The organism is Chryseobacterium sp. AC417 (assembly GCF_979258215.1).
The window spans coordinates 1,078,861-1,096,682 of record NZ_OZ409845.1 but is presented as its reverse complement, the minus strand read 5'-3'; the positions used below and the strand labels follow the sequence as shown (position 1 = coordinate 1,096,682).

The window sequence follows — 17,822 nt, the reverse complement described above, 5'->3', positions numbered from 1 at the left end:
ATTATTTTTTCATCAGAATAGAATCTGAAATTTGTGCTGTGAAAATTTTACCAGATTCTTTGTACATATGGTTTCCGTCTGTATATTTATAATTATTGAAATTTTTAGAAAAATCAAAAAACCTTACATCATCACTTTGTGCTAAGTTTTTGATTGTCTGGTTAAATTGAGGATATTTTTCATTCTCAATGTTCATAATTTCAAAAGAAGCTGGTACACGGACTATATAGACCTTACCTTTTTGTTTTAAATACTTTACGATCTGTCTAAATGCTTGTAAACGATCTGATGACAATTTCTGTTTTTTCGAAAGGCTTTTATAAAAAGATATTTTTTCTTCTGTCCTTCTGTTTACCGAATCTCTATTCATGTTTACGGTAACCTCCAACCAGCCATCATTATGTAGAAAAGTATTTGATTTTCCAGCTTCTTTTCTTTCTGTATAGAGCTTAAACCAGCTTCTTGTGTAATTTTTTATTAGATATTCGTAATTGGGCGACAGATCATAAAAATACATATTATTAAGTGGAGAATTTTCTTCAGGATATTCTGCAGTATTTTTTACATTTCTATCCATAGATAAATTCCAGGGGTCAACTGTTAAGATAAATGTTCCATTTTGAGTATTGGGATCCATTTTTCTTTTTAAAGCTTTAAGATAAATCTGTCCGTAAGGTGATTCTACAACATTGAACGAGAAATTATCAAACTTTTTATTGAGTTTTTTATTCAAAATACCGGGTATTACCGCTTGTGCACCTCTCGAATCTCCTAAAATAATATTTTGAGGTTTTTCAACAGAAAAATGCATATAATTATCATCTGTATTACCATCAGCAAAAATACCCAACAAGCCAAATAACAATAATATCGCTATACAGTAAGGTAATATTTTTAAAAGAAACTTTTTCATACTAAAACTGAAAATAAATAAATTCATTGTTTCCAAAAACGGCATATCGTAAAATGATATATATAATCAGTATATATATAATGCGTCTGATCCAGGGATTAAATCTGCTCACTTCAAGGCCGTGAAATCTTTCCCTGTTGATCCATTCGATAATCAGCATAAAAACAATTAAGCAAAAGACTTTGAAAGGAAAATGATGGGGAAATGAAAAGACTTCCACGTCAAATATATTGCGAATATATACAACTGCCTGTGATAACGATGATGATCTAAAGAAAATCCAGGCAAAACAGACGATTGAAAATGTAAATAAAATCTGGAATATTTCTTTTAATGACGGGAAAAATTTGCCCTGAGAAACCATTTCCATATTCTGCCTGTTTTTTTTGGCAACCAATAAAGGTAGAAAGTATAAAGCATTTAAGAATCCCCAAATAATGAATGTCCAGTTGGCCCCGTGCCAAAATCCTGAAACTAAAAAAATAGCAAAAGTATTTCTTATTTTCATCCAAATTCCACCGCTGCTTCCTCCCATTGGAATGTATAAATAATCTCTGAACCATGATGAAAGAGAAATATGCCACCTTCTCCAAAATTCAGCTATATCTCTTGAAAAATAAGGAAACGCAAAATTCTTTAACAGTTCTATCCCAAACAATCTGGATACTCCCAGAGCAATATCTGAATATCAGAGAAATCACCGTAAATCTGAAAAGCAAAAAGAACAGCACCCAATACCAGATTAGAGGAACTTTCCGTTTGATAATTATTAAATATCTCGTTTACAATAGGTGCACAATTGTCTGCTATTACCATTTTTTTAAACAGCCCCCACAAGATTTGTCTCATCCCATCAGCAGCTTGTTGATGATTGAAAATTCTTTTCTTTTGAATTTGCGGCAAAAGATGGGTTGCTCTCTCAATCGGGCCTGCAACCAGCAAAGGAAAATAGCTTACGAAAACAGCATAATCTGTGAAATTCTTTTCAGCTTTTATTCTTTTTTTATAAACATCAATCACGTAAGATAGCCCATGAAATGTATAAAAAGAAATTCCTACAGGAAGAAAAATATTAATAAGCCAAATATTCACATTCAACCCAAAACTATTAATTAACTCGGAAAAACTTTCGACGAAAAAATTATAATATTTAAAAACACCCAAAAAACCAAGATTAATTCCGATACTTATGATCAACCAAAACTTAGCTTCTTTGTCTGTTTTGCTTTTCTCAATTTGAATTCCTGAAAAATAATCTAATGTTATTGAAAATATTAATAGAAACAAAAATCTCCAATCCCAGCAGGCATAGAAATAAAAGCTTGCAAAAAGCAAGAGACGATTTTGATATTGATACTTTTTATTAAAGAGAAACCAATAAAGAAAAAAAACGACTGGCAGAAATATTAAAAATCCGAAGGAATTGAATAGCATACAGTTTTTTTATAATTTCTAAATAATTATAGATGAAAAAACTGTATATAAATGTTTCATAAAATTCGTAATTATAGTAATTTTTATGGATTTTTATTTTAATTTAAGAATAACACACCAGATAAGATAAATCTTAATTTAATATCCTATTCTTTATTGAAGTTTTTATATTAAAGGTAAAGTTGATATTTAAAATAATTTACTTGACAAAAACACCCACAAACTTGCCTTCAAATTCAACAACTGTGGTTTGAATGCTATTTTTCTCACAAAAATCCTGATAGGCAGAATTGTCACCAATATCGTCACTGATAAACACACCACCCTTTCTCAAATGTCTGTACAATTCGTTATAAGCCCAGACTCTACCGTTATAACTTTTATCAGAATCATAATGTACTACATCAAAAACCTTATTTTCACTGAAGATTTTAGGTAAAGCTTCCTTATCAGCAAAACGAAATAATTTCCAGAACTTTTTAAGATTTTCAGGAACTATAAAACCTACATATTGATCTCCATTTTGTCCCAGATATGGCATATCTGAGCTGTATAGGGTTCCGTTTCTTTTTTCAAGAGACAACAAAGAAAAAAGAGAAGACCAGCCATAAGCAACTCCGGTTTCTACTGCATTCTCCGCATTGGTAAATTCACAAGCGTAATAAATGAGCTCAAGAGCTCCGGGACCACCCATTTTTATGGGACAATTTTTTTCTTTCTGTGATGCTTGTTCTAAGACTTCACTAAAATTTTTTCTAAACGAAGAACTGTCAATTTTAAAAAGCGCAGAAATAGCATCCTCCTGTGAAACAACTTTAGACTCAGCCCAGGAATGGGTTTTTTCTTTACCTTTGAAGGCATTATTTCTGTTGATGGTGTTTTTTAAAATTTTCCTTCCCAGTTCAGGATAGAGGTCTGGTCTTTTAATATAACCTATTAAGGTTTTAAGAACTCTTTTTATTTCGCCCAAAGCATTTAAATTAATTTACAAAAATAAAGATTTTATCTTATTAATGATTTATAAGAATAATTATCTTTGTGAAAATTTATTAACACAAATCCCTCTTCATCTGATGAAGTTTTCTATACTTATTGCCAATTACAATAACGGAAAGTTTTTCAAAAACTGTTACGATTCTATTATTGCCCAAAGCTATAATAATTGGGAGGCTATTATTTTGGATGATGCATCTACAGACAATTCTTTAGAAATCATTAAAAAATTGGTAGATCATGACAATCGTTTTAAAATTTTCAGAAATGAGCATAACAGCGGAGTGGGTATTACCAAAAGCAAACTAATAGAACTGGCAAACGGAAAAATCTGCGGTTTTGTAGATCCTGATGATGCGATTACACCCAATGCATTGAGCTCAAGCATTAAAATTTTCTCAACCAGAAAAGAAGTGGGACTCACCTATTCTAAATATGTGAAGTGTGACGAAAATCTAATTCATTTGGAAATTCCTAAAAATTCTATGCAGGTTCCAAATAATGACCTCTATTTTTTCAACTGTCCGGTTCATATCGTACATTTTGTTTGCTTTAGGAAAGATCTGTATGAGCAGACCGTAAAAATAAACTCTGAAATGAAAATTGCTGAGGATCAGGATTTATATTTAAAAATGTATGAAAAAGGAAAAGTAAAATTTATTGACGAAGCTAATTATCTGTACAGAACTCATTCTGGTGGTATCTCACAAAATGATAACAAACCAAAATCAAGAGAATATTTTGCTCAAGTAATTTTTAATGCAATGAAACGAAGAAATTTAAAAATGATTAATGGTAAAGCAGTTCCTGATCACTTCAAAGATTCCAAACAGATTTATGATTTACTTGAATATCAAAATTCTGTTTTCTTTAGGATAAAAAAGAAGTTGAAAATTTTGGGTCAGCAGTTATTTAATATATGATGAAAAACAATAAAAAATAATTTAAAAAACACTAAAATGATGAAAAACACTAAAACAAAGGTTCTTTTCAGACACCGCTCTATGGAAATGGGTGGTGTTGAAAAAGTAATTTTAAGCATGCTCAATCATCTTGATAAAGAAAAATTTGAGATGACGGTTTGTTTAAATATCAATCAGGGTGAACTTCGCAATGAGTTTCCTAATCATGTAAGAAAAGTTTTTATAACTAACGGAAAAGAAGATTTTTCTACAAATTCAATTATTCAAAAATTACAACTTGCAAAAAGAAAAATAAAGCTTCTGAAAGCTGAAAAAGACCCGAAAATAGCCGAAAAGTTACTCAATGAAAATTTTGACGTTGAAATTGCACCCACTTATGCGGCCTTTTCATCAGTTTTAAATTCACCGAATAAAAATTCAAAAAAAATCGGCTGGTTTCATTCAGATATTACCTTTCCAAAACTGCAACCCGTAGTACCCTCAATTTTAAAACAGATTCCTCAGTTTGATTACTTTATTTTTGGATCTCAACAGACTAAAGATATTTTAATAGAAACCTATCCTACTTTAAACATTCCGGAAAATCAGGTCATCTTAAATGCCATTCCGATGGATGAGCTGAAACATAAAGCTGAAGCTTTTAAACCAAAATTCCCAAACAAACCGGTATTTGTTTCTGTGGCAAGGCTTCACAGCAGAAAAGGTTTTCACAAGTTGATGGATGCACATGCAGGATTATTAAAAGATGGCCTTGATCATCATATTATCGTGATAGGTGACGGTGATGAAATGGAAAATTTAAAAAAACAGGCGGAACATTTAGGCGTAACCAAAAGTTTTGAATTTTTAGGATCATTGTTAAATCCTTATCCCTATGTGAAAAACGCAGATTTTTTTATTCTGCCTTCTGAATCTGAAGGATGGCCATTGATTATTGCAGATTCACTTATTCTTCAGAAGCCTATAATTTCTACTAATGTAGGCGGAATTCCTGAAATGATAAATCATAAAAAAACGGGTTACCTCATCAATTACGAAACCAGTGAGATGTATGAAGCCATGAAGAAATTTATCACCGAGCCAGAATTTGTCTCCAATATTAAAGAAAATCTGACTGATATTGAAAAACAGTTTGATAATCAAAAAATTTTTGATGCAGTTGAAAATATCATCACTAAATTAGTTGAAAAATAATCCCCTGCAGTTAAAACAATATTTGATGAATTTATTTTACAGAATCATACTCAAAATTCATGCGATCTGGCAAAGTATACATGATACGGCGTACATAGAAATATGTAAAGCTCGAGGCATGAAAGTAGGTAAAAATGTAGTTTTTATTAAAGCTCCGGCATTTGGCTCTGAACCATACCTGATTGAAATTGGTGATCGCACAAAGATTACTGCAGGTTGTACGTTCATCAATCATGACGGCGCTATGTATGTCATCAGAAATATGGAAAAATATGCAGATGCCAGAAATTTTGGGAGAATTAAGCTTGGTAACAATTGTTTTGTTGGCAATAACTGTATATTCCTTCCCGGTTCTCAAATGGGCGACAACTGTATTTTGGGAGCGGGCTCTGTTCTGAATTCATCCATGCCGGATAACTCTGTATATGCAGGAGTTCCTGCAAAATTCATCTGCACGATTGAAGAATATGGTGACAAAGCACTTGCAAATAACGTGATGTACCCGAGAGAACTGGAACCATATCGTCCTAAATTAGATGCATACATCAAAGAAAATCTCCCTCATAATTATAAACACATAAAAAAATAAATGATTGAAAAGAAAAAAATTCTCATTCGTATAGGCTCCCTGCGTCACGGCGGTGCTGAAAAAGTTTTGGTAACTTTTCTCAAAAATCTTCCGGAAGACAAATACGAAATCGATTTATTATTAAATCTATATTCTGGCAAATATCTGAGCGAAGTACCCAAGTGGATCAACATTATCTATCTGAATAAAGGTGAAATGATTACGACCAACCGACTGCAGGATATCCCGGAAAAAGCTGCAAGAGTAATTTTCCAGAAGGTTCTGAAAGAATTTCCGGATCTTTTGTATACCCTCATATTAAAAGATAAGAAGTACGATATTGAGTTTGCGGCAATCCATGGGATGAGAGACGAAATCCTTCACTCTACACATCATACTTCAAAAAAAATTGTCTGGATTCATAATGATCTTTCACAGGTAAAAGAATATACCGATGATGAGATCCGTAAGTTTTTCGGATTTGATTCTATCATGGTGATTTCAAAGAAAATTGAACAATTATTTCACGATTTAGCCAGAAATGAAACCGAAAAGCAGAAAATTGTAAAAATTTATAATCCTTTAGATACCAAAGAAATTGTTACTAAAGCTGAGCAGCCGGTTATTAATTATGAGTTTGATAATGAAATTCCTACGTTTATTTCCGTTGGAACCGTTTTTCCGCAGAAAGGTTTTGACAGGCTTCTGAAAGTTCACAAAAAATTACTTGATGAAGGATTTTTACATAAAATATTAATTGTAGGTGATGGTTATGATTTTGAAAATATCAAACAATTAAAAACAGAATTGGGAGTTGATAAAACGGCTACAATGCTTGGCTTCACAGACAATCCTTATCCATATTTTAAGAATTCAGATTTTTATATTTTGAGTTCGAGATATGAAGGTTTTCCTACTGTACTGTTTGAAGCAATTACATTGAAAAAGAAAATAATCGCAACAGAAGTTTCCGGTGTGAACGAAATGCTGAATAATGGTGAGCTGGGTCTTATTGTAGAAAATTCTGAAGAAGGAATCTATCTAGGGATGAAAAAAGCTTTGACTGAACCCCAATATTTCTCCGTATTCACCGAAAAACTTCAAAATTACTCCATGCCTTTCAATCTTGATCATTCTGTTGCAAGAATAGTTTCGGTTTTAGATGAATTATAATTAAAATTTAATCCTGATAAAAATAAAAGAGAATCCGTAAATTTGCCGCATGCCCAAAACATATTCAATCATACAGAAAGATTTTTACAGAGAAAGCGGAGAATGGCTTTCGCCCATTCAGATTTTGCTGAAATGCATCAACCCGAATCTTCATTTTATTTATATTTTAAGAAAAACTCAGAAATTTAATAAAACTCCTCTCTTAGGATTATACTGGAAGATTGTTTTAAGGCATTTTCAGATAAAATATGGTTTTCAGATTTATCCTGAAACACAGATAGGAGAAGGTTTATACCTGGGTCATTGGGGAAGTTTGGTCGTAAATCCCAAAGCGATAATCGGCAGAAACTGTAACATCGCACAAGGTGTAACGATCGGTCAACAAAACCGGGGAAAAAATGAAGGTTTCCCAGTCATTGGTGATGACGTCTGGATCGGTCCTAATGCTGTAATTGTAGGCAGTGTAAAAATTGGAAATAATGTTTTAATTGCTCCGAATTCTTATGTAAACACAGATGTGCCCGATAATTCTATTGTTGCAGGAAACAAAGCGAAAATATATCCTACTGCAAATGCAACTGAAGGATATATCAACAACAGGGTATAAATATTGATTTTTTTTATATTTTATCTATATTAAATTCTGTTAAAAAAGATTGTAACTACATCAAAATTTATATTTTTGTACTGTTATTGATTTAGTCTATTGAATTTGGAAATAATTTAAACGGAATAAATAATCATCTATTTTAATCTTATTTATGTCACAGTCGTACAAAGTTATTTTTGAAAACAACAGAAAATGGGTAGAGTCTAAAATCGCAAAAAACCCGACGTTCTTTGAAGATTTAGCCAAAACTCAAAATCCTGACTATTTATACATCGGGTGTTCAGACAGCAGAGTGACAGCAGAAGAATTGATGGGTACAGAACCGGGCGAAGTTTTTGTAACAAGAAATATTGCTAATGTTGTCAATACTTTAGATATGAGTTCTACCGCTGTAATTCAATATGCTGTAGAACATTTAAAAGTAAAACACATTATTGTGTGTGGACACTATAATTGTGGTGGTGTAAAAGCAGCCATGACGCCTCAGGATTTAGGACTATTAAATCCTTGGCTGAGAAACATTCGTGATGTATACAGATTACACCAAGCCGAGCTGGATTCTATCAATGATGAAGGAAAACGTTATGACAGACTTGTAGAACTGAATGTCCAGGAGCAATGCATCAACGTCATAAAAATGGCTTGCGTACAGGAAAGATATATCATTGATGAATTTCCTGTGGTGCATGGTTGGGTTTTTGACCTGAGAACCGGAAAAATTATTGATCTGGAGATTGACTTTGAAAAAATCTTAAAAGACATACAAAAAATATATAATCTTACCAGCTCAGACTGGGTAATGAGCAGAAAGATAAAATAATCTTTCAAAAAAATAAAGAGTAAATGAAATTCTGGAGTATTATTACATTAATGATTGTCCTCAACTTTACAGCTTTGCCCAGCATTGCTGCCGTTGCTGATTGGGACATCATGACGACCAATGTAATCGTCAACGAAGAAGAAACCCATTCTCACTACTCATCTCTCTTTTCAGTTTACGAGAAAACACTTCCAAAAACTTTAGATGTCTATGATTATCTTAAGTTTTTTGAACCCGATCTTGAAGGAAAATCTTTCACACTCATCGATGATTCTTTTCATCTTTCACCTTTACTGCGTATATTTTCTCCTCCTCCGGAAGCTTAGTTATACTACATTTATCTATTCAGATCATTTTTGATTCTGAACACTTCTATTTTGTATTAATTCCAGTCTTATCTGATTGGTTTTAGTCAATCATTTATTTTACACAACGCAATAACGTATTTTTCAATAGTCATGAAAAAATCAAAATCTTTCTTTGGAGGAATTCAGGAGAACTTCCCTTCGGGTCTCGTCGTATTTTTAGTAGCTCTTCCCCTCTGTTTAGGAATCGCCATAGCATCCGGAGCACCACCTTTATCTGGAATTATTTCCGGAATCATCGGTGGTTTGGTAATCGGCGCCATCAGTAATTCAAATATATCAGTTTCAGGACCTGCAGCAGGATTAACAGCAATTGTTTTGACTGCTATTTCTGACTTGGGTGCATTTGAGCTTTTTCTTTGTGCAGGGCTTATTGCCGGCACGATTCAACTTATTTTAGGATTTGTAAGAGCCGGAAGTATTTCCAACTACTTTCCTAATAATGTGATTGAAGGAATGCTTGCCGGAATTGGTATCATCATCATATTAAAACAAATTCCACACGCTTTGGGATTTGATAAAGATTATGAAGGTCATGAATCTATTTTTGATAAAGGATTAAATTTTGGATACTTCAACGAGTTATTCGGTGCTGTACATCCGGGTGCAATTATTGTTACTTTGGTTTCTGTCGGAATTCTTCTGGCTTGGGACAAAATACCTTTCCTAAAAAGACTGAAGATGCTTCCGGGAGCTTTGGTTGCTGTTGTTGCAGGAATTTCATTAAATGAAATGTTTAAAATTTCTGGAAGCGCATTAGCTATTGGTCCCGAACATTTAGTTCCTTTGCCTGTGCCAAAAACCATAGAAGATTTTAAAAATTTAATCACAACACCTGATTTTAGTGGTCTCACAAATTACAAAGTCTGGATCGCAGGCGCAACCATCGCTGTCGTTGCATCCGTTGAAACGCTTCTCTGCATAGAAGCATCGGATCGATTAGATGTTCAAAGAAGAATTACAGATACCAATCTGGAGCTAAAGGCCCAAGGAATCGGTAACTTAGTAAGCTCATTAATTGGCGGACTTCCTATGACCTCTGTAGTAGTAAGAAGTTCTGCTAATGCCAACGCAGGTGCAACTTCAAAAGTTTCAACAATGATTCACGGTGTCTTACTACTGGTTTGTGTACTTACAATTCCGTTTTTATTAAATCTAATTCCATTGGCAACGTTGGCTGCGGTATTAATTTTGGTAGGATATAAATTGGCAAAACCTGCAACATTCAAACATTTCTGGCATCTTGGTAAATTCCAGTTTATTCCTTTCGTAGCGACTGTGGTGGCAATTGTTGCAACAGATTTGCTAAAAGGAGTAGGAATTGGTCTTGCCATCTCGGTTTTCTATATACTTCAGGGGAATATGAAGCGTGCCTATTATCTGAGCAGAGAAAAACTAGACGATGCAGATGGGATCACTATGAAATTAGCAGAAGAAGTTTCTTTCCTAAACAAAGCAGCCATTAAAAAGACATTGAAAAATATCAAACCTAATTCTACCTTAATTATTGATGCCACAGGAACTTCTTATATTGCGACTGATGTATTGGAAATGATTCAGGATTTTGCAAATATCCGTGCAAAAGAAGAAGATATTAACGTAGAACTTTTAGGCTTCAAAACTTCGTACAAAGATTACGAAACCGATGAAGACTCACACATCGTCATTACTCACAAAAGAGCAATGTAAATTAAACAAAATCAATTTTAAATTTAAATTTAATTCAAAAAAATATACAGTTATATGAAAGCACATACATCTGAAACACAATCGACCATTACTCCTGAAAAAGCACTAGAATTTTTGAAAGAAGGAAATCACAGATTCGTAGGTAACCTTAAAGCGAACAGAGATCTTCTGGAACAAGTAAATGCTACTCGTGAAGGACAGTGGCCATTTGCAGTGGTGTTGAGCTGTATTGACAGCCGTACTTCTGCAGAATTAATTTTTGACCAAGGTCTGGGCGATGTTTTCAGCATCAGAATTGCAGGTAATTTTGTGAATCAGGATATCTTAGGCTCAATGGAATTTGGCTGTAATGTAGCCGGATCTAAATTAGTGGTTGTTTTAGGGCATACTAAATGTGGCGCTTTAAAAGGCGGATTAGATGCTGCTAAAATCGAAGGTATGGGAATGGATAACCTCAACCATCTGATTGATCATTTTGATCCGATTATTAAAACAATTATCCAAGATGGTGAAGAGCGAACTTCTGCAAACGCAGATCTTCTTGAAAGACTGAATCAGCACAATGTAAAAAATGCAATCGATGATATCCGTAAGCAAAGTTCTACATTGAGAAGACTTGAAGAAGAGGGTAAGATCAAAATCGTGGGTGCAAATTACGATGTAGAGACTGGTGTTGTAACCTGGTTATAAAACCAACATAGTAAATATGAACGGCGGGAGCTTTGCTCCCGCCGTTTTTTTTGTCCATTCTGATTAAAATATATCTATAAAAATTTACTTTCCGTTAAATGCTGACATTGTATTCCCAATTCCGGCAAAAACAAATGACAGACAGGCTTTGGAAAACTTTTCAATCCGTTCTCCCAATTTTTCAGATTCTTCTTCGTTCCATGTTCCGAGAACGTAATCGACTTGTCTGCCTTCAGAAAACTCTGCAGAAATCCCAAACCGCAATCTCGCATAATTCTGAGTCTGTAAACTTTCCTGAATACTTTTAAGACCATTATGTCCTGCATCAGAACCTTTCATTTTCATTCTTAGAGTTCCGAAAGGTAAAGCAAGATCGTCGGTAACAATCATCACATTTTCCAACGGAATATTTTCTTTCTGCATCCAGAATTTTACGGCGTTACCAGATAAATTCATGTAGGTGTCTGGTTTTAGTACAAAAACTTTTCTGCCTTTATATTTCCCTTCAGCCAGCCATCCAAAGTTGCTTGTATTAAAAGAAGTTTCCAGACTTTCTGCTATTTTATCAGCAACCTTAAAGCCTATATTGTGACGCGTATTTTCATATTCCGGTCCTTTGTTACCCAAACCGACAATTAAATATTTCATGAGAAATTTTTTGCAAAATTAAGAGATATAAAACAAAAAACTCAATCCTGTAAGAATTGAGTTTAAATACTTTTTTAGTAACGTTTTTATAAAGGCTTATAAAAATAATTTACACTAAAACCTTGTGTCATATAGGTCTGCTCATCATATCTATACGCTGTTGAGAAAATAACAGGTGTAGGAATTGGTGGTGCAAGATCTGTAATGGTAAGTCTCTTTGGATTGTTCGGAGACATAATAAAAGATTTGTCGTCTCCGTCATTCGTAGATAAAAGTGCCGAAACTTTGTATGCAAAAGGCAATAAAGTGTACGGGTTGATGTGAGAATCATAGTTTAAAAACTCATAACCGTATTTCGACAACGCCGGACCGTTGACCCCTGCACTGATTTTACCGTAATGTCTTTCTACCTTAGAAACATTATCTCCCAAATAAGTATACCATGTTTTAGAATAATCTTTATATTCAAAAGGTACTCCAGGAGCATCAGGACCATCCTTCATGTTAATGATATCAAGTTTACCTGTAGTTGCGCTATAAGCTAAGTCATAAATTCTTTTTGTTCTTTTATCAAGAGCATAAGGACCAGCAGGTGTTGTTGGAGGTGCAGCCGGAGTTCTTTTATAGGTCGCTCTGTTTTCTGAAATAATGGTTAATCTACCTAAGTTTCCATAAGTAAACAACTGTGTATAAACAATACTGTCATCTTCTACAGCACCATTTCCATCAAGATCCAGACGACCGTTGAAAGTGATCTGACTGATCTTATCGCCACTCCACATAACATTGGTGACAGAATTTCCCGGTGTAATCACTTTGGTCAAAAGCAAACCATTATATTGATATTCTGCAATTGTTGCTGCATCTGTAACTTCTCTGAATAAAGCTCTTGGACCGTTAAAACCACTATTTGGATTTAAATCAATCAACGGGTTTCCTTCTTCATCAACCAAATCTTTACAAGAATGAATAGATGAAATACCAGCTACAAGTAAAATAAAATAGAATATTTGTTTCATTTCCGAAGGGTATTATTTATATTTCCACAAATATAATTTTTTTTTGAATAAAAATCATGTTTTTATTTATATTATCATAAAACTAACAAACAAAAACACGTTATAAAGCCTTATAAATATATTTTTGAGCTTGAGCCTGATCCGAAGTTGGGTAATTCATCGAATCATAAAGATAAGTAAAATCACCACTTACCAATGGAGCCGGAACTGATCCGATAGGAGGAAAGACGATATTAAAACTCTTGACATTATTAGCAGATAATGATTGGAAATTAGCTGGATGAAACAAACCCCACATCAGAAAAAAAGTTTTTGGTAAGGTTGTGTATGGGTTTATTTTATCATCGTAAAGTGGGTAATTATATATACCATTAGACATTACAGAAGACATATCCGGAACTCCTGTTGGGCTTGTAATTCCTGCTTCTATTACAATTTTTGTAATATTATCTCCGGTATTCGTGAAATTATAATTGGTGAAATTTACATATGTAGCTCCCGACTTCTTTTTTTCTACAATTTTCGTCATTTTACCGGAACCATCGTAAGTGTAAGTATATTCGCTATTAAAGTTAGCCATACCTCCAATAGCTCTTTGACAAGTTGTATAAGTGATTTTCCCGCTTACATCGTATGTAATATCAAAATCATAAGTTTGACCATTACTTACCGGCGCACCATTTAATTCTTGTCCGAATTTTACTTTAGTAATTTTCCCTGAAGTATACGTGGCAGTTCCTACTATAAATGATGTAGGACCGCTTGTTTCTTTGAAAATCGCTTTCTGAAGAACATTTCCGGTGGTTACAAATTCTTGATTAGTAACATTATTGACAGTAATTTTGTGTAAAATTCTTGGTCCTGTAATTGTGGGACCTGTAGTTCCACCGCCACTCCCGCCTGGAGTGTTATTAGGATTATTTTGGTTGATAGGATCTGCGGTAGTATTGTCGCATGAGAACATGAAGAAAAGAAGTAGAGCTGCTACTACTTTAAAAAAGTTGTTTCTAATCATAAAAATTTAGTTTTTTTTAGTTCACAAATATAATTATTTTTCAACATGACTAGACTTAAATTTAATTTTTATCAAAAAAAAATCTAAAAACATGGTTTTTAGATTTAATTATTGAAATATTAATGTGAAATATTAAATGTAAACTTTTTTAAATTCCTAAAATAGATTTTAACAAAACATTCACCTCATCCACATTTTGAACTCCGTCTTTTCTCATCATCAGCTGATTTCCATCTTTATTTATTTTTTCTTTCAACTGTGCCTGCGACGGGTTTTGAGTTAAGTAACTGATAATATGTCTGAATTTATCGGTCTGATAGAATTTATCTTGCGGATTATTCGGGAAATAGCCTAAGAAAGTTCCGTTTTTCATAACGATTTTCTCAAAACCTATATCTGCAGCAAGCCATTTCAGCGCAACACTTTTCAAGAGATTGATTGCATCATCGGGTAAATTTCCAAAACGGTCGGTCAATTCAGATTCAAATTTCTGAAGATCAATTTCATTATCAATTTCAGCTAATTTCTGGTACAGCAAAAGCCTTTCTTCTGTGCTTGAAATATAAGAATCCGGCAACATCAATTCTAAATCTGTATCGATATTGACATCTTTAACCGATTTAAATAATTTCTGACGATCTTCTTCATTCTCAAAAAGATTTTCAAAATCTTTATCATCTTTCAGCTCTTCCAAAGCTTCCTGCATCATTTTCTGATAGGTTTCAAAGCCCATTTCATTGATAAATCCGCTTTGTTCACCACCCAATAAGTCTCCTGCACCACGTATCTCCAGATCTTTCATTGCAATCTGAAAACCACTTCCCAAATCTGAGAACTGCTCAATAGCTTCGAGCCTTTTTCTTGCATCAGAAGTCACCATATCCAAAGGCGGAGTGATCAGATAGCAAAATGCTTTTCTGTTGCTTCTACCAACACGACCTCTCATCTGGTGAAGATCTGCCATCCCGAAACGTTGTGCATCATTGATAAACATGGTATTGGCATTGGGCACATCTACTCCACTTTCTACAATGGTGGTGGCAACCAAAACATCATATTTCCCTTCCATAAAGTCAAGCACATTTCTTTCCAGCTGTTTGCCCTCCATTTGTCCGTGACCTGTAATTACTCTCGCATCGGGAACCAGTCTTTGGATAAGACCTGCAATGTCTTTCAGGTTTTCAACCCTGTTGTTGATAAAATAAACCTGTCCGTCACGCTGTAACTCGTAAGATACCGCATCACGGATAATCTCTTCACTAAAACCAACCATATGAGTTTCCACAGGCTGCCTGTTTGGCGGCGGCGTTTTGATAACTGATAAATCTCTCGCTGCCATCAATGAAAACTGCAAAGTTCTGGGGATTGGTGTTGCCGTCAAAGTCAGAGTATCAATATTTGATTTTAAGGTTTTCAATTTGTCTTTTACCGAAACTCCGAATTTATGCTCTTCATCGATAATCAATAATCCCAAATCTTTAAATTTCACTTTTTCAGAAGCCAACTGATGCGTTCCGATCACGATGTCTATTTTTCCGTCTTTTAAGCCTGCTATCGTTTCAGCTTTTTGTTTTGCCGATCTGAATCTGTTTAAATAAGAAACATTGACAGGAAAATCTTTCAGTCTCTCGGTAAAACTGCGGTAATGCTGAAATGCCAAAATCGTTGTGGGAACTAAGATAGCAACCTGTTTGCCATCTGTTGCCGCTTTAAATGCGGCACGAATAGCAACTTCAGTTTTTCCGAAACCTACATCTCCACAAACCAAACGATCCATAACCGTGTCTGCTTCCATATCATTTTTCACATCAATGGTTGCTTTTTCCTGATCCGGAGTATCTTCGTAGATGAAGCTTGCTTCCAGTTCATTTTGCAAATAAGAGTCTGGTGTATAAGCGAATCCTTTGGCGGTTTTTCTTTCGGCGTATAATTTAATCAAATCAAAAGCGATCTGTTTTACTTTGGCTTTTGTTTTCTGTTTTAAAGATTTCCAGGCAGGAGAACCGAGTTTGCTCAAAACAACTTCCCTTCCATCCGGGCCGTTATACTTTGAAATTTTATGTAATGAATGAATACTTACATATAATAAGTCTCCATTTTTATAAGTCAGTTTAAAACACTCCTGAATTTTACCATCGTTATTCACTTTCACCAATCCCATGAATTTTCCGATTCCATGGTCGATGTGAGCGATATAATCTCCCACTTTTAAAGACATTAAATCTTTCAACGTAAGCTGCTCAGATTTTGCAAACGTATTTTTGGCTTTATATCTTTGATAACGGTCAAAAATCTGGTGATCGGTATAAACTAGAAGTTTGTGATCAGTGTCTACAAAACCTTCGTGAAGTTCCGATTTAAAACTTTTAAACGAAATTTTAGACGACCCGGACTGAGCAAAATCGATGTCCTCAAAAATAGATTCCAGCCGTTCTTTCTGCTTGTCGGTCGCAAAAGAAATCCAGGTATCAAAACCTTGCTCTTGTTTTTCTTCTAAATCTTCAATTAACAATTCAAAATTTTTGTGGAAAGAAGGTTGCTGGGTTTGATTGAGCTGGAGTGCTTCAGAGTCTGGGAGTTCGAGATTCTGTGAACTGAAATCAATGGTTTTAAATTTTTTATAGTCAAACAAAAACTCTTCGTCTGAAATAAATAATTCCTGTGGAGTTCTGTGCGAAATATCTTTGCTTAAACTATCATATTTCTCCAACGATTTTTCATAAAAGCTTCTGATTTTATTTAAGCCTACAACCGCATTTTTCGAAATCATAAAACTGTCTTTCGGCAACAGTTCCAGCAAAGAAACACGACTTCCTGAAACCGAATAATTCATATTTGAAACCAATTGAAAGTCTTTTATCTTATCTACAGAAAGCTGAGTTTCGATGTCAAAAGTTTTAATGTTTTCAACTTCATTACCGAAGAAAGTAATTCGATAAGGTTTTTCGTTGGAGTAAGAAAAAACATCTACGATTCCTCCTCTCACAGAAAATTCTCCCGGCTCAGAAACAAAGTCGGTTTGCTGAAACTGATAATGTGAGAGCAATTCATCCACAAAATCAAAATCAAGCTGATCGCCAACTTTGATGTGATGAGAAATTGCTTTAAAATCTTCTTTCTTTAAAACCTTTTCAGACAAAGCGCCCATGTATGCAACAATGATCTTCGGAGATTTTTCAGAATTTATTTTATTTAAAACATCCGTTCGTAAAACCAAATTGGCATTTTGAGTTTTTTCAACCTGATAAGGCTCAAGATGCGTTGCCGGAAAATATAAAACTTTTTCTTTACCCAGCAAATCCTCCATTTCAGTATTTACATAGAGAGCCTCTTCCTTGTCATCAACAAGATAAAGTATGGTCTTTTTTTGCGTAAGAAAAAGTTCGGCAATAAAAATCGAAACAGATGAGCCTGCACTTCCTTTTACAGAAAGGTGCTGATGATTTTCCAGCTGTACAAAAATTTCTTTCCCGAATTCTTTTTTCAGAAGATCCGGAAGAAAGCTTTCTTTTATGGTTTTTAAATGCATAAAAAATAATATAGATATAAACGACAAAAGCGATTTCGGGAGAATTCCGAAACCGTTTTAGTATGACAAAGATAATACTATTTTTTCTTTAAGATAAATCGAATGGTAGCAAATTAATATAAAGCAACAATAAACGTTTATAAATCTTAAATTATCAGTATAATTCAAAAAATGAGTTAAAAACAATTCATTTTTTGTCACACGGCATGGTGTTTGGAAAACTAAACCCATAAACCAAA

15 protein-coding genes and 1 pseudogene are annotated in these 17,822 nt (G+C 34.0%); 9 read left to right on the top strand and 7 right to left on the bottom strand.

Going from position 1 to position 17,822, the window contains the following annotated elements; all coding sequences use genetic code 11:
• Position 1: 1 nt before the first annotated feature.
• The 3 genes and pseudogenes from ACZZ9T_RS05310 to ACZZ9T_RS05300 all read right to left on the bottom strand — a co-directional run bounded on the left by ACZZ9T_RS05310 (position 2) and on the right by ACZZ9T_RS05300 (position 3,317).
• Entirely contained in the window at positions 2 to 913 is a 912-nt protein-coding gene (locus tag ACZZ9T_RS05310; RefSeq protein WP_463441229.1) for a hypothetical protein, read from the bottom strand.
• 1 nt (position 914) lies between these two features.
• Positions 915 to 2,347: pseudogene (locus tag ACZZ9T_RS05305) on the bottom strand (MBOAT family O-acyltransferase).
• Between the two features lie 199 nt (positions 2,348 to 2,546).
• Positions 2,547 to 3,317, bottom strand: coding sequence for a class I SAM-dependent methyltransferase (locus tag ACZZ9T_RS05300; RefSeq protein WP_463441228.1), 771 nt, complete (start codon positions 3,315 to 3,317; stop codon positions 2,547 to 2,549).
• A gap of 103 nt (positions 3,318 to 3,420) precedes the next feature.
• Between ACZZ9T_RS05300 and ACZZ9T_RS05295 the strand changes: the two genes are divergently transcribed.
• The 9 genes from ACZZ9T_RS05295 (at position 3,421) to ACZZ9T_RS05255 (ending at position 11,372) form a co-directional block, all read left to right on the top strand.
• Entirely contained in the window at positions 3,421 to 4,263 is an 843-nt protein-coding gene (locus ACZZ9T_RS05295) for a glycosyltransferase family 2 protein (protein ID WP_463441227.1), read from the top strand.
• A gap of 36 nt (positions 4,264 to 4,299) precedes the next feature.
• The gene (locus tag ACZZ9T_RS05290; protein ID WP_463441226.1) at positions 4,300 to 5,457 is read left to right on the top strand and encodes a glycosyltransferase; all 1,158 of its coding nucleotides are present in this window, start codon (positions 4,300 to 4,302) and stop codon (positions 5,455 to 5,457) included.
• A gap of 25 nt (positions 5,458 to 5,482) precedes the next feature.
• Entirely contained in the window at positions 5,483 to 6,046 is a 564-nt protein-coding gene (locus ACZZ9T_RS05285) for an acyltransferase (RefSeq protein ID WP_463441225.1), read from the top strand.
• Positions 6,047 to 7,198, top strand: coding sequence for a glycosyltransferase (locus ACZZ9T_RS05280; protein ID WP_463441224.1), 1,152 nt, complete (start codon positions 6,047 to 6,049; stop codon positions 7,196 to 7,198).
• Between the two features lie 49 nt (positions 7,199 to 7,247).
• Positions 7,248 to 7,805: a serine acetyltransferase gene (locus ACZZ9T_RS05275; protein ID WP_463441223.1), complete on the top strand. Its 558-nt coding sequence runs from the start codon at positions 7,248 to 7,250 to the stop codon at positions 7,803 to 7,805.
• 154 nt (positions 7,806 to 7,959) lie between these two features.
• On the top strand, positions 7,960 to 8,628 hold the full coding sequence (locus ACZZ9T_RS05270) for a carbonic anhydrase (RefSeq protein ID WP_463441221.1): 669 nt from the start codon (positions 7,960 to 7,962) through the stop codon (positions 8,626 to 8,628).
• Between the two features lie 23 nt (positions 8,629 to 8,651).
• Positions 8,652 to 8,954, top strand: coding sequence for a hypothetical protein (locus ACZZ9T_RS05265; protein ID WP_463441220.1), 303 nt, complete (start codon positions 8,652 to 8,654; stop codon positions 8,952 to 8,954).
• 132 nt (positions 8,955 to 9,086) lie between these two features.
• A complete protein-coding gene (locus ACZZ9T_RS05260) occupies positions 9,087 to 10,682 on the top strand; it encodes a SulP family inorganic anion transporter (RefSeq protein ID WP_463441219.1) in 1,596 nt (531 codons plus the stop codon).
• Positions 10,683 to 10,736: 54 nt separating this feature from the next.
• Positions 10,737 to 11,372, top strand: coding sequence for a carbonic anhydrase family protein (locus ACZZ9T_RS05255; RefSeq protein WP_463430315.1), 636 nt, complete (start codon positions 10,737 to 10,739; stop codon positions 11,370 to 11,372).
• Between the two features lie 84 nt (positions 11,373 to 11,456).
• Here the strand turns inward: ACZZ9T_RS05255 and pth are convergent, their stop codons facing one another.
• The 4 genes from pth to mfd all read right to left on the bottom strand — a co-directional run bounded on the left by pth (position 11,457) and on the right by mfd (position 17,583).
• Positions 11,457 to 12,020, bottom strand: coding sequence for an aminoacyl-tRNA hydrolase (gene pth, locus ACZZ9T_RS05250; RefSeq protein ID WP_463430314.1), 564 nt, complete (start codon positions 12,018 to 12,020; stop codon positions 11,457 to 11,459).
• Between the two features lie 86 nt (positions 12,021 to 12,106).
• On the bottom strand, positions 12,107 to 13,039 hold the full coding sequence (locus tag ACZZ9T_RS05245; protein WP_463441218.1) for a hypothetical protein: 933 nt from the start codon (positions 13,037 to 13,039) through the stop codon (positions 12,107 to 12,109).
• 100 nt (positions 13,040 to 13,139) lie between these two features.
• Positions 13,140 to 14,054, bottom strand: coding sequence for a hypothetical protein (locus tag ACZZ9T_RS05240; protein ID WP_463441217.1), 915 nt, complete (start codon positions 14,052 to 14,054; stop codon positions 13,140 to 13,142).
• A 148-nt stretch (positions 14,055 to 14,202) separates the two neighbouring features.
• Positions 14,203 to 17,583: a transcription-repair coupling factor gene (gene mfd, locus ACZZ9T_RS05235; protein ID WP_463441216.1), complete on the bottom strand. Its 3,381-nt coding sequence runs from the start codon at positions 17,581 to 17,583 to the stop codon at positions 14,203 to 14,205.
• Between the last annotated feature and the right edge of the window lie 239 nt (positions 17,584 to 17,822).